11 protein-coding genes are annotated in these 13,567 nt (G+C 48.4%); all 11 read right to left on the bottom strand.

Annotation, left to right across the window (positions count from 1 at the left end):
• Positions 1 to 14 precede the first annotated feature (14 nt).
• The 11 genes from ftsX to HMPREF0980_RS17260 all read right to left on the bottom strand — a co-directional run bounded on the left by ftsX (position 15) and on the right by HMPREF0980_RS17260 (position 13,555).
• Positions 15 to 923 carry a permease-like cell division protein FtsX gene (gene ftsX / locus HMPREF0980_RS17310; protein ID WP_049730314.1) on the bottom strand — a complete coding sequence of 303 codons (909 nt, stop codon included), beginning with the start codon at positions 921 to 923 and terminating at the stop codon, positions 15 to 17.
• Positions 913 to 1,599: a cell division ATP-binding protein FtsE gene (ftsE, locus tag HMPREF0980_RS17305; protein WP_049730313.1), complete on the bottom strand. Its 687-nt coding sequence runs from the start codon at positions 1,597 to 1,599 to the stop codon at positions 913 to 915. Before ftsE ends, ftsX begins: the two co-directional genes overlap by 11 nt.
• A 16-nt stretch (positions 1,600 to 1,615) precedes the next feature.
• Positions 1,616 to 2,704, bottom strand: coding sequence for a PucR family transcriptional regulator (locus HMPREF0980_RS17300; protein WP_049730312.1), 1,089 nt, complete (start codon positions 2,702 to 2,704; stop codon positions 1,616 to 1,618).
• A 214-nt stretch (positions 2,705 to 2,918) separates the two neighbouring features.
• The gene (locus HMPREF0980_RS17295; RefSeq protein ID WP_049730311.1) at positions 2,919 to 3,617 is read right to left on the bottom strand and encodes a WecB/TagA/CpsF family glycosyltransferase; all 699 of its coding nucleotides are present in this window, start codon (positions 3,615 to 3,617) and stop codon (positions 2,919 to 2,921) included.
• A gap of 109 nt (positions 3,618 to 3,726) precedes the next feature.
• The gene (locus tag HMPREF0980_RS17290) at positions 3,727 to 3,921 is read right to left on the bottom strand and encodes an alpha/beta-type small acid-soluble spore protein (protein WP_049730310.1); all 195 of its coding nucleotides are present in this window, start codon (positions 3,919 to 3,921) and stop codon (positions 3,727 to 3,729) included.
• A 121-nt stretch (positions 3,922 to 4,042) separates the two neighbouring features.
• Positions 4,043 to 4,234, bottom strand: a complete 192-nt coding sequence (locus HMPREF0980_RS17285; RefSeq protein ID WP_049730309.1) for a PspC domain-containing protein — start codon at positions 4,232 to 4,234, stop codon at positions 4,043 to 4,045.
• 47 nt (positions 4,235 to 4,281) lie between these two features.
• Positions 4,282 to 5,115: a DUF4097 family beta strand repeat-containing protein gene (locus HMPREF0980_RS17280; protein ID WP_049730308.1), complete on the bottom strand. Its 834-nt coding sequence runs from the start codon at positions 5,113 to 5,115 to the stop codon at positions 4,282 to 4,284.
• 3 nt (positions 5,116 to 5,118) lie between these two features.
• Positions 5,119 to 5,805, bottom strand: a complete 687-nt coding sequence (locus HMPREF0980_RS17275; RefSeq protein ID WP_049730307.1) for a DUF1700 domain-containing protein — start codon at positions 5,803 to 5,805, stop codon at positions 5,119 to 5,121.
• Positions 5,802 to 6,125, bottom strand: coding sequence for a PadR family transcriptional regulator (locus HMPREF0980_RS17270; RefSeq protein WP_049730306.1), 324 nt, complete (start codon positions 6,123 to 6,125; stop codon positions 5,802 to 5,804). Before HMPREF0980_RS17270 ends, HMPREF0980_RS17275 begins: the two co-directional genes overlap by 4 nt.
• 468 nt (positions 6,126 to 6,593) lie before the next feature.
• Positions 6,594 to 10,208, bottom strand: coding sequence for a helicase-exonuclease AddAB subunit AddA (gene addA, locus HMPREF0980_RS17265; RefSeq protein WP_049730305.1), 3,615 nt, complete (start codon positions 10,206 to 10,208; stop codon positions 6,594 to 6,596).
• The gene (locus tag HMPREF0980_RS17260) at positions 10,205 to 13,555 is read right to left on the bottom strand and encodes a PD-(D/E)XK nuclease family protein (RefSeq protein WP_049730304.1); all 3,351 of its coding nucleotides are present in this window, start codon (positions 13,553 to 13,555) and stop codon (positions 10,205 to 10,207) included. Before HMPREF0980_RS17260 ends, addA begins: the two co-directional genes overlap by 4 nt.
• Between the last annotated feature and the right edge of the window lie 12 nt (positions 13,556 to 13,567).

The following is a 13,567-nucleotide window of genomic DNA, read 5'->3' as shown; positions in this document are numbered from 1 at the left end:
TATCCCCCTTGATTTTATACTTTAAGGTGTTTTCTGATTGTCACGAAACTTCCCAGGAAACCAATGCCTACTCCCAAAGCAAGGCCTACAGGAAGCAACGTCTTATATACCTGCATTACCGGCAGGAAGTCTACTATATTGTTGAGCAGACTGAACTTGACCATGATGTATTCTATCACTTTGCTGTAGAGGAAATACAGAAGAATCAGCGGCAGTACGGCGCCAATCACCCCTATGAGCAGACCTTCGATTACGAACGGCGACCTGACGAATCCGTCTTTGGCCCCTATATACTTCATAATCGCTATCTCTTCCCGCCTCACCGTAACACCCATCGTTACCGTGTTGCTTATGAGGAATACCGACACGATAAGCAGTATGACGATAATAGCCGCGGATACGTAACCGACAAGCTTGTTCACGCTCGTGAGCGTTTTCGCCACAACGTCGGACTTGTTGACCTTACGGACGCCGTCCAGGCTTTCCGCGTAGGATACCACATCCTTCTGCTTCGATACGTCCGACATGTACACCTCGTAGTTGTCTGAATTTGCAAGCGGATTGTCGCTTTTGAATCCTTCTGCAAGGTCGCCGGACTCGCCGAAATAATCATCTTTGAACTTATCCCACGCTTCATCCGCACTGATGTAGTTCACCTTTAAAACGCCCTCGGCATTCTCCAGGTCCTCCCCGACCTTATCCTTCTGGCTCTGTGTGGCATCATTTTCAAAGAACACGGTGATGGCCACTCCTTCTTCCGCTTTGTCTACTATGTAGTTAAAGTTTATTACAATGGAATAGAACAGTCCGAACAGAAAGATACATGCCGCCATAGTGGCGATAGATGCAATGGAAAACATCTTATTTCTGCGGATGTTCTTGACCCCTTGTCTCATCGAATATCCAACTGTGCTAATTCTCATTACTATACCCACCTTTTTTCTCGTCGCTGACGATGACACCCTTCTTCATCGTAACAACGCGCTTCTTCATCTCGTTTACAATCTCCTGGTTATGAGTAACCACCAATACGGTCGTCCCTCTCTCATTCGCCTCTTCTAGAAGTTTCATAATTTCCCATGAATTGGTGGGATCCAGATTACCGGTCGGCTCATCTGCCAGCAGTATGGCAGGCTCATTTACAATCGCCCTGGCAATGGCTACACGCTGCTGCTCCCCGCCGGACAGTTCCTTAGGGAAAGACTTATACTTCTGCGCCAGCCCGACGAGTGACAATGCCGCCGGAACTTTCTTTTTTATCACACGAGTCGGCTTTTCCGTCACCCGCAGTGCAAATGCTATGTTTTCATAGATATTCCTGTCCTTCAGAAGACGGAAATCCTGGAACACGACCCCGAGCCCTCTGCGATACATCGGAATCTTCCTGTGCTTCATCCTGTTCAGGTTCTGCCCGTTCACGACTATAGTACCTGATGTAGGATCAAGCTCCTTCATAATCAGACGTATCAGCGTCGATTTACCGGAACCGCTGTCGCCGACTATGAATACAAATTCGCCCTGGTCAATCTTCAGATTGATGCCATTGAGGGCTGCAACCCCTTTTGAGTACTCTTTCGTCACTTCTTTTAATTCAATCATATTCTCCTCCTGATTACTAATACTCCAAGGACTCCATATATTTCATGTATTTCACTACCATGAGTGCAATCTTGAATGTAATGGCATCCTCGAATACGCGCAGATCAAGTCCTGTGCTTTTCTGTAATTTATCCAGCCGGTACACTAATGTATTACGGTGTATATACAACTGTCTCGATGTCTCTGACACGTTCAGATTATTTTCAAAGAATTTGTTGATAGTCGTCAGTGTCTCCTCATCAAAATCATCTGGTGATTTCCCCTCAAAAATCTCACGGATGAACATCTTGCACAGAGGAATGGGAAGCTGATAGATCAGCCGGCCTATTCCGAGCGCGCTGTAAGCCATGATATTCTTCTCACCGAAGAATATCTTGCCTACATCCAAAGCAAGCTTTGCTTCTTTGTAGGATTTTGATACTTCTTTGATGTCATTGACGATGGTGCCGTAAGCGATAAGAATCTCTTCCTCACCATCTTCTTTCAGAAGCTCGTAAAGCTCCTTTGCCACTTTTTCCAGTTCTTCATGGCCATCATTGGCTTCCAGTTCTTTTACGACGATGATGTTCTTTTCATCAACTGCCGTCACAAAATCTTTCGACTTATTGCCAAGAAGCGTGCGCACATTGTCAAGTGCATTGCTGTCTTTCTCGTGCTTTGTCTCTATGATAAAGATAACGCGCCTCACCTCCGTGTCAATATGTAGCTTTTTGGCACGGTTATAGATGTCAACCAGCAAAAGGTTGTCAAGCAGCAGATTCTTGATGAAGTTATCCTTATCAAAACGCTCCTTGTATGCCACCAGAAGATTCTGAATCTGGAACGTAGCAATCTTCCCTACCATATATACATCATCTCCACCCCCGTTGGCAAGTAAAATATATTCCAACTGGTGCTCGTCAAAGATTTTAAAAAACTGATATCCCTGGACAACCTGGCTGTCGGCCGGGGATTCTACGAAGGATACTACCTCTTCCTCATAATTCTCCTGTTCTGAGAAAGTACTTGCAAGAGATTTACCGTCGGTGTCCATCACGCAGAAGTCTATCCTCGTAATCCCTTTCAATCCTTCAATTGTATTTTGAAGTATTTGATTAGATATCATATTCCATCTCCTCCACTCATTTCAATATGCATTTTTCACAACAAAAAAAGCTTTCAAAGCCCTCAAACGCATACTACTAAAATCTATATTAATATATATCAACAAAAAAAGAAAGAGGAAATAACAATTTTTTGTTAATTTCCTCAACTTTTCATATATTTTTCACATTCTATACCATGTACATTGTTACCAAAAATAAATTCTTATATTTTTCTTATTTTGCGGACACCAGCGCTTCGCTCATATCTCTCTTCCTTTTTTCTATCTCTTTCTTAAAGATTCTCTTCAAAAGGAACTGTGTTATCCTGCCCTGTCCGAATCCGGGCCTTCCAACCGGAAGTATCCCTTTGCCAAGGCCCATCCAGATTCTCGTGTTGAGTATTCCGCGGTTCTTGGCGATAAATTCTTCCTGCAGCGGAGAAGACAATATGGAGATCACGCAGTCAACCTCTCCCCCGTTGATGGCGTTGACAAGCATATCGTCCGCACGGTTCTGGGCCGATACTTTGGCCAGCCCGACAATCTGGGAACCGCTGTAGGAATGCTCCAGATAATTGTACAGGTGCTCCCCTTCCTCTTCAGACTCGACAAGAAGATATACTCTTTTGTGGTTCTTATGGATATAGCGGAAGAACATCTTCATAAACACATGTCCTTCTGTCTCCTGTATGGTTCTTCTGTCCGTAATGTCTGCTGCCTCCAGTATCGTCTTGTCACCTGCAAGCACAAGGTCGAACTTCCGTATGTCATCCTTAAGCTCCGGCACCTCATCCATCTGCATCAGTCCGTCAACCGTCACCAGTTCCACGACATTGACAGGATCTGATTCCAGGTAGCGGACCGTCTCCTTCATCGCTTCTTTAGCAGTATAGTTGTCAATATCAATATCTAAAACGCTAATCTTATCGTTCATATGCTCACCTTATCATGTTATTCCAGTTTTTCGATTATAGCAAAAGGATATTGGATTTTCAACCTTTGTCGGCAATTGTTCACACTTATTAATATTCGTAATATTTCTGTTACTTTTTCTCCTTCTCCCGTTTCTTTTTCGTAATCAGGCCGCCAATTCGCCCTGTCTCCTTGGACGACAGCGATTTCCAGCCATCAGCCATCACCTTATCCAAAAGACCAAGCTCCTCCGCTATCTCATACTTTATCTTCTCCTCATCCGTAAGTTCATGAAGGTTAATTGGTTTGCTCTTCTTCCCAGACATAGTCAAAACTCTCCTTTTCATTTTTAGAGAGTATTGACAAGTTTTCTGAAAATATACAGAATTTGCATAGGGGTCAGACCCCTCGCATATGCGGGGGTCTGACCCCTATGAAATAAATGATTTAATTCTGAGGCTGGTCCGGTATGATAATCGCAGCGATGAAATATGCAAGTATGCCGGTTCCTGTACAGGCAAGCAGGACGAGCCCCAGCCTGATGAGTGTCGGGTCCACGTTGAAGTATTCTGCAATGCCTCCGCATACGCCGCAGATCATACGGCTCTGCCTGGAACGATATAGTCTCTTTGTCTCCATAGTTAAATCCTCCTTTTTTCATATCTATTTGTTATTGTCGTATCTGTCTAATAAAAGTCCACGCTTACTTTACCTATTCCGCAGTCAATATTTATCTCTTTGCCCGTCGCGTGTTCTATCGTCTTCTTGGATCCCAGGCCGGTAAAATGTTCATCTCCTACGTCCACCTGTCCGATTCCACATTTGATATCATAGCTGTAATCTTCCAGCTTCGCATTGACAGCAAGGGCAATCTCACCTATGCCGCAGTCGATATCCATTTCCCAGTCCGCCAGTCCCGACGCCGTAATCCTGCCTGCCCCGCAGTCCAGACTGGCTTCACCAGCGTGAAAGCTGCTGACATCGGCCGCGCCTGCCCCTACTTCTATATCAAGGCTGTTGGCGGAAATGTCTTCCACATACAGATAACCTGCTCCCACTTCAAAGCTTACATCATCAAATTCGTATCCTTTTGGCACGAACAAATATACTGTACCTATATGTTTCCCGCCATTTATACCCCATATGTGTTTTTTTGTCTCTATCTTCAGTTCCCCGTCTTCTACGTAGTATTTAAGCTTCAGACGGGAATCGATGCCCGATGTCTCAATCTTAATCTCATCTGAATCTGACTGCAGCACCTGCAGTTCTCCTCCAGATATGTGGGCATCTATCTCTTGAATCTGCATATTGGAAAACGTCTGACTTTCATCCACTTCACCGGTATATGTGTTTCCGCTGTGATGCCAGTCACTGTTTTTCACGATGGCAAATCCATTGGGAAAACGTTCCTCTATCGCCTCCGCCGTGACACCAAGTGCCATTGCCGTCATACAGCATGCAAAACCAACTGCAGCAATGACTGCACATATTATCCAGAAAATCTTCCACCCTCTTCTCATAACTTATGCCACCGCCCTTCCTTGGAATGGTCTTCTTAATATCCATACAATTCCTCTTATAATGCCCGGGAAAACTATAATACAGAGCCTTACAGTACCTACTGTCGCAATCGTGCCTATAACTGCCAGCAAGAGTCCTGTACCGACAAGTGCCAAGCCTACTGCAAGCGCAGGCACGAGATTCCCGATTCCGATGCAGAATAATGATATCCCTGCTATCACCACTGCTATAGATGCAATGACAAGAGCGATAAAGATGAGAAACAATGCAAATACACATGCCACTACAGCCAATGTAATTCCGATGGAAACCGGTATGACAACCGGGGCTCCTACGATAATAATTGCAATAATAAGGATTATCTTCAATGTACGGTTCGTCCTTGGCGGCTCCTGCCCTCCGTATGTGTAACCTTCTCTTCCTGCAGGTACGTCTTTTTGTTCAAATCTTGTATCCGTATATCCGGTCTCGCTGAACTCTCCTTCAGCGTCCCCGCCTCCATTGAGGCCGGCTTTTATCGTTGCCGCAACTTTTTCCGGGCCTCCGAGCTCTTCGATGACCCGCTGCTCGTTCTCCTCACCCGCATCATCAAAGTAATCGTTGTAATACTTCATCGCCTCCCTGCGCTCTTCCACCGGAACATCCTGTAATAATGCGGCCAATTCTGTCATATAATCAATGCGATTCATGCCGTAGCACCTCCCTCAAACAATTCACTAATCTTATTGGAATAATTCTTCCATTCGCCTCTATACAGATTCAGCTGGGCCATCCCTTTCTCCGTCACTTTGTAGTAACGTCTGTTCCTGCCGTCAAACTGCTGATCGTACACTTCCAGGCATTCATCCTTCTGCAGTCTCCTGAGTACCGGATAAAGTGTGGATTCAGACACATCAATTGCCTGCCGCACATCCTGGGTAATCTTATATCCGTAAGTCCCCTCTTTTTCTCTTGACACGACTGCAAGAACAATTGCGTCCAAAAGAGCTGCTCCGGTGTTAAATACCATATTATCACCTCTCTGTGTGTGTATTTATAATATTATGTAAGTTTTAATATTATTTTTATATCCATATTATATGATGTATAATATCATTTGTCAACACATATTATATATTTTTGTAAATTAGACGCGGGCGGGGAGCAAATTGGTCGTTGTTAAGCGTTTGCAGCCAGGCGTACACGCCGTTGATGCAAGAAGAGCCGGAACCAGGCAGGGGGTGTAATCTCATATAACATCCCCGAACCAGATTCCGGCTCTTCTTCATTATGTTATTACCAGCCAAGGTTTCCGACTTGCTTACCCCTTTATCACTATTCTGACACAGCCAAAGCCCTACTATCAGCCGACAGCGCCACACATCCACCCCCGCCATGCCAGTAAAGCAGACAGCCGCTGGGGAGGTATGGGACAGATGCGAAGGTGTAAGCGGAAGGGACGGAGAATCCTCACCAGCGGCGCCTCCTTTACCTAAACCTAAACCTCAATCTCCTCCTGCAGCGTAAAGGAATAGATGATCTTCTCTTTCACGTGCTTTCCTGTCACCTGTTCCAACGCCCTGGCATAATAGTCAAGCTGCGCATGGTACTTTTCCCGAAGCTCCACGCCGCTTTTCGCCTTGTCTGTCTTATAGTCCAGTACGACTAGGCCATCCTCTTCTTCAAAGTAAACGTCTATAATCCCCTGTACAAGTATCAACTCTCCTTCCGCTTCATCCGGATACATCTCCCTCGCGTCCACGCCGAGCACGAACGGCTGCTCTTTGTAAAGCTTCTGCTTCACTGATGCATTGCGCATGCGTCTTCCGGCGCTGCTGTCCAGGAATCTGAGGATATCGCCCGGCCGGATACAATCTGCCATATCCTGCGTCAGCTTTCCTTCACTTCTAAGTCTTTCCATCGCTTCTTTCAGCAAGACGCCGTCATAGTCTTCCGCAAAGTCGAGAAGCTCCAGAAGCCTGTGGTAAGCCGTACCTCTTGACGCCCCGCTCAGCTCTTCTTCCTCTTTCAGAAATTGCGGGATAAGGGGGACAACATCTTCCTCTTCATACAATATGGCGCCGGCTTCTTCTTCCATGTAAGCTCTCTTCTTGAGCTCGGAGACGGTAAACTTCAATTTCTGGTTCTGGCTCAGGCTGTATGGATATTCATAGGAAAACTGTTCTTCGATGAGCTCCTTCATCTGCAAGTCATAGACCTGCCCGGTATCCCAGCGCCTCAGCACTTCTGCCGTGAGCCTGCCCTTAACATACTCTCCTGCCGATTCTCTTACAAGGTCCTCTGCCGATATCCGTTCTATATTGACAGGAATATCCTCTGACTTTCTTAGCACCGCAGGAAGAATCCAGTCCAGATAGCTGCCGGCCCGCACAAGGCGGGTAAAAGACAGCTGCTGCTCCTTCCGGCGGGCTGCCAGCGCATATGAATCCAGCTTTCTCCCGGCATTTTTCACCGTTCCTGTCATAATCAGCTTCTCCTTTGCCCTCGTCAGCGCGACGTAAAGCACTCTGAGCTCCTCACCGAGGCTGTCTTGCATCTCTTCTTTCTGGATGACCCGCTTGAGCAGGCTCGGGCTCTTTGTACGCATATCTGTATCTACGGCATCCAGCCCCGCTCCGAGCCTGGCATGGAGCACAACACTGCTTCTGGCATCTGTCATATTAAACTGCTTTCCCATGCCCGACACGAAGACAATCGGAAATTCCAGTCCTTTGCTCTTGTGTATCGTCATAATCCGGACCGTATCGGACTGCTCATCTTCCAGGCTGGCTTCTCCGTAATCCACATCATACTTCTGCAGCTGTTCGATATACCTGATAAAATGAAACAGGCCTTTATAGCTGGTCGATTCGAATGCTCTCGCTTTTTCGATCAGCATCTGCAGATTCGCTTTCCTCTGCTCCCCTCCGGGCATGGCAGTTACATATTCTTCATATCCCGTCTCCTTCAGCACCAAGAGAAGCAGCTCGTGTATTGGGGTATAGGGTACCTTTTTGCGGAATTGCTCCATCTTATCCAGACACTCTTTCAGCCTGCATCCCGCTGGCGTTTCTTCCTGCGATGCATAAGCAGGTACGGCCTCATGGAAAGGCAGATCCACAGCTCTATTCTTAATATCTGCCATCTCCACATCTGACAATCCTAAAAATGGAGACTTTAATACCGCCGCAAGTGGAATATCCTGCTTCCTGTTGTTCAGCACACGCAGATAATCTAGCAGGACACCTATTTCCTGCGTCTCAAAATATCCCTCCTTTGTGCCGGCATATGTCGGTATCCCTTCTTTGTTCAGCACTTCGGAAAATACGTCGCTGAACCCCTTCACACTCCGGGTAAGGATTACGATATCCGAATACCTCGCTTTACGGCTCTTTCCCGAAGCCTTATCGAGTACCGTCTGGTTTTCCAGCAGCTTCCGAATCCGTGCTGCAATTGCCCTGGCCTCCAGCTCCCTGTCCGAGGGCATAATCGCCTTCTTTTCTGTATCCATGTCATCCACGTATAAGGCAGGATCCGTATCGATGAGAAGAACCTCCGTATCGTTCTGGCCTTTTTCACTGCTCTCTTCGAAACCGGCACCGATATGTAGCGCTGCCTCGTCATCGTACATGATTCCCCCAAGCGCGGGAGTCATAATCTGTTCAAATATATCATTGACACTATCAAGAACTTCCTTCCGGCTTCGGAAGTTCTTGTGAAGATCGATTCTCTGCCTGCTGCTGTTCCCCGTATCGTACGTATGGAACTTCTCCATGAAAAGTTCCGGCCTGGAGAGCCGGAAACGATAGATGCTCTGCTTCACATCTCCCACCATAAAGACATTATTTCTTCCCTGCGATACGGTAGATACGCTTGTGAGTATAGTCTCCTGAATCAGGTTGCTGTCCTGGTATTCATCGATCATAATCTCCTGGAACCGCTGCTGATACTCCCTTGCCACGGCTGTCGGCACAAAGTCGCTTCCCTCTTTTGCTGCCAGGATTCTGAGCGCATACTGCTCCATATCGCTGAAATCAATCATATTCTGGTCCCGTTTCCGTTCCTCGAACCTGCATGCAAATTCATCCACTAGCGATGCCAGGACGGACATGGCCCGCCTGCACAGCGTCATGTCCTCTACGGCCCCTTCTGCATCCTGGCAAAGATACTGGCTGCACAGATCATTTACTGTCTTTTTCACCTCTTCCCGTGCTGCCTTCACGAGAGCCGCTTTCTCTTCTGACACCGTCTTGTCCCTGTTTGCCTTAAGCTTCGTCCACCTTACGTCTGCTGCCGCTTCATACATCTGCCCATAAGAACCGGCTGCAAGAAATGTATTGACAATCTCCCTGTCTGAAAGAAGCGCCTCCTCATAGACTGACGGCCCGTCCGGCTCCCGGCACACGTCAAGTGCCTCGTCTATAAGCGCCGCCGCATCCGACATGTATAGCATGGACTGTTTCCTGATAAGCTCCATGCACCTGCTGCCCTCCAGCTCTGCTTCATCCTTTATGTCATATGCGTCTACGCAGGAGGCAAGCCAGCCTTCCGCATCCGGATAGCTTCTGGAATATTCATACAGCTTGAGGACAAGTTCTTCCATCTTCCTGTCATCTCTCCCTCCCCCGTAGGCCTCCACGAACTCCAGGAATTCTCTGCTCCCATTCTGGTATCTATCCTCCAATATCTGCCCGAGGACGTCATGCTTCATCAACTTCAATTCGCCCTCTTCTCCCACGCGGAACCCAGGATCTATATCAATTGCATGGAAATGGTCACGTATGACCGACAGGCAGAAGCTGTGGATTGTCGTTATCTGGGCGCTGTGAATCAATGTCGCCTGCGTCTTGAGATGCTCGTTCGTATCATCAGCCTCCAGCTTCTTTTCAATTGCTTCCCGGATACGGTCCTTCATCTCCGCCGCGGCCGCTTCTGTGAAGGTCACGATAAGGAGGCTGTCTACAGAGACGGGATGCTTCGCATCCGTGAGCATGGCGATGATCCGTTCGACGAGCACTGCTGTCTTTCCCGATCCCGCTGCGGCTGATACGAGGATATTCCTGTCCCGCAAGTCTATGACTTTCCGTTGTTCCTCTGTCCATGCTATACTCATGGCCTGCTGTCTCCCTTCTCCATCCTCATGGCCTCAATGGCCTCCTCTTTGCTCATCTTGTCCAGCTCCCTGTATGCATAGCCGGGCACTTTGACATCAAACCCGCACACATGGCGGTAGGCGCAGTAATCGCATCCGGATTCCTGCCCTTTCCGATATGGCCGGGCAGCGGTGCCTCCGTCCGCAATCTCCCGGTGCACATCCGCCACTTTCCGGACCGCATATTCCATCAATGTACGGAAATCCTCTTCCGGAACCGTCTTAGACCCCTTTGCAAGGCTGCCGTTTTTATTATATTTTACCGGCACGGCAAGAGATTCTCCCGACCGGTCCCTGTCCAGATGGGAGAGCACCTCCTCTTTCTCGTTGATGACCCCGTCTGGTTTCAGTTCCTTAAGAACCGCCTCTATCCGCTCTTCTTCCTCCTCTGCCTTTTCAACAAGAGGATCCTGGATACGGTAATAGAACACCCCGGCCGGCACGACTTCTTTATCCGGATGCTTCCTCTGTTCCAGCTTTACAGCGGCATCCATATATACCATGAGCTGTAGCTGCAGACCTTCGTATAGGGCCACCACGTCAAATGCCTTCATACCTGTCTTGTAATCCAGAACCTTCACATATAACTTGTTGTCATCTTCACACGTATCCACACGGTCAATCTTGCCGTTAGCGAATCTGAGTTCATAACCGGCCGGCTTAAAATCACCGGCGGACAGCTGTCTGGTCAATGCCCATATGGTCCGATACAGCATCTGTTTCATCCGTCTCACCATATACTCGTTGCGGGCGGAGCTGTAGAGTACGGAATTGCCATAATCCGCAACTGCCTCCTCGACACTTCGCTCTATCCATTCTCGCTGTTCTTCCTCATGGATATCCGTCCAGCTTCTCCCCGTTTCCTCAACGAGCTTCGAATACTTCTCAAGAGCGCTGTGGCATACATTGCCCAGATCCACCGACTGGAACTCGTACTCCTGCCTCTCGGCAAGCCTAAGTCCGTATGCAAGAAAATGAGAGAACGCACAGGTGGAATATCGCTCCATCCTTGTGATGCTGTCCTCAAACGCATCCCCATATAGCCTCCGCGCCGCCTCTTTAGTGAGTCCGTCCATAGAATAGGAGTGGAATCCGGCATCAATCAGCCGATCCAGACGCCTCTGCCATACCCGGCTCCTCCGATACCACGAGAAGAGTTCTTTCCAGCCGGCATCCGCCTGTATCCGTGCATCCCGGATTCCATCGATAAGCCTCGCTACAGCTGTTTCTTCCGTCAACTCCTGCTCAACAAGCCGTTTTCCTTCTTCATCCTTTACGGACAGCAGCGGATAGAGGCGCCTCAGCTCCTGAATCAGATACGATGGCCTGCTACTCTTTCCATCTGACGACACCTTGCTGTAATATACTTCCAGAGAGTCTGACGGTTTTGTCAGGTTCATATACAGATAGAACTTCTGGATGTATGCTTTCTCCTTGCTGCCTGGAGACAAGGGGAGCTTCTCTCTGGAAAACTGCTGCCGGTCATGTTCCGACAGGAGTCCCCCCTGCCCGAGCGCGCCAGGAAGATAAGAATCGTTTGCGCCGACAAAGAACAGAACCCTTATATCTTTGAGCCTTGTACGCTCCACGTCGCCTGCCACCACCTGGTCCGGGCTCGGTGGAATGACACCGACTCTTGCCTCCTCAAGCCCCGCGTCCAGAAGTTTTATATATTCTTCCAGGCTGACAGCCTCGTCCCCAAGCAATGTTACGAACTTGTCAAACAGATCCAGCACGATACGGTATACCTGCGCGTATTCTCTTGCCAGCGCAAGCTCTCCGCTGTTCTGAAATTCTTCTTCCTGCCTCTTCAGCTTCATCTGCAGCTCCTCCTGCACCATGAACTCATAGACAGCCATCGTGATGTCCCGGACCGTTTTCCTTCTCTGGCGCAGTACGTAGCTGAAACCGTCCACCTTCTCTATAAACGCTGTCCGGGAATGGTTCAGCCGTTCCAGATCCTCTTCGTTCATCCCCTTCGTTCTTCTGACCCATCTTTCCTGCCATTTTTTATACCCTTTGATGCCGAGGCCTATTACATAATTCTCCAAATCATCTATATCCTCGCCGGCGAACCCTGCAAGATCCGTGCGCAGAAAACGGAACACGCTCTCATAGCTGAATCTCTGCTGGACCATATTGAGCAGGCTTCGGATATATTCTACAAAGGAGTTCAGCAGGATACTGCGCTTGTGATCCATAAAGACCGGTATGCCATACATGTCAAAAGCCTGCTCCAGATAGTCGCCGTAAATGTTCATATCACTTGCGATAACGCCGACCTCACGATATCTGTATCCTTTCGTCCTCACAAGATTCCGCACGCGTCCGGCCACGGCCAGCGCCTCCTCTTTCGGATTTCTTGCCACGTGTATAGACACTGCACTCTGCTCTGCGCTGTATGAATGCCGTCCGAAGCGGAAAAGGCTGCGCTCCAGATACGCCATGGCGTCATTACCGCGGAAACGGGGCAGAGGTCTTTCATACAGGCAGACCGGTTCCTTCATCTCTATAGATGACTCACGGGCAATCCGCACTAGCGAAGTGACCATCTGCTTGCTGATGGCAAAGAGCTGGTACGGATGGCTGTATACATAAGGATCCTCTCTGTCATCCATCGTGACCGTGACGATAACCTCCCCGCAGCAGCGCATAAGTTCCAGCAGCAGCCGGTTCTGTACCGGAGTAAAGCCTGTAAAGCCGTCCAGCACCACTGTACTGCCCTTTAGCAGCTCTGACTGCCCGGCCACCCGGCTTAAGACATCCAGCAGTTCCTCCTTTGTGATATATCTCTCCTCCAGATATTCGGAGAAGCCTTTATAAAGCAGGCTGATATCCTTAAGCTTATAATAGAGCCTGGAGTTCTCGCCTGCTGTCTCCATCACCTTTTCAAGCTCTTCCTCCCCGATATCATACTGGGTAAATTCCGAGATGACAGACTTGACTTCGCTGATATATCCAAGCTTCTTCATGTTCCCTTTCAGCACTTTGAGCCTGCTCTCATACTTGCCTGCAATGCGGCGGAGGATAAGGTTCTTCCCTTCATCATCGAGTACGGGCAGTGCCCCTCCCCCTGTTTCCTCGAACACACGGTAGGCCAGACGGCCAAAGCTCAAGACATCTATATTCATAATTCCTCTGTTGGGATGCATACTGACAAGGTCCTTCTGTGTCTGCATGGTAAACTGCTCCGGCACAAGGACCAGAAATTTCCGTTCCGGATATTGCTGAGATTCCTCTATGACACGTTCATAGAGATATGTTGATTTCCCCGAACCTGACGGTCCGAATATAAATTGTAAAGGCATAGGTCTTTCCTC

Origin of the sequence: Dorea sp. D27, assembly GCF_001185345.1 — a bacterium.
GTDB lineage: Bacteria > Bacillota > Clostridia > Lachnospirales > Lachnospiraceae > Extibacter.
Note: the sequence above shows the minus strand (reverse complement) of the source record. Positions and strands in the feature narration are given on the sequence as shown.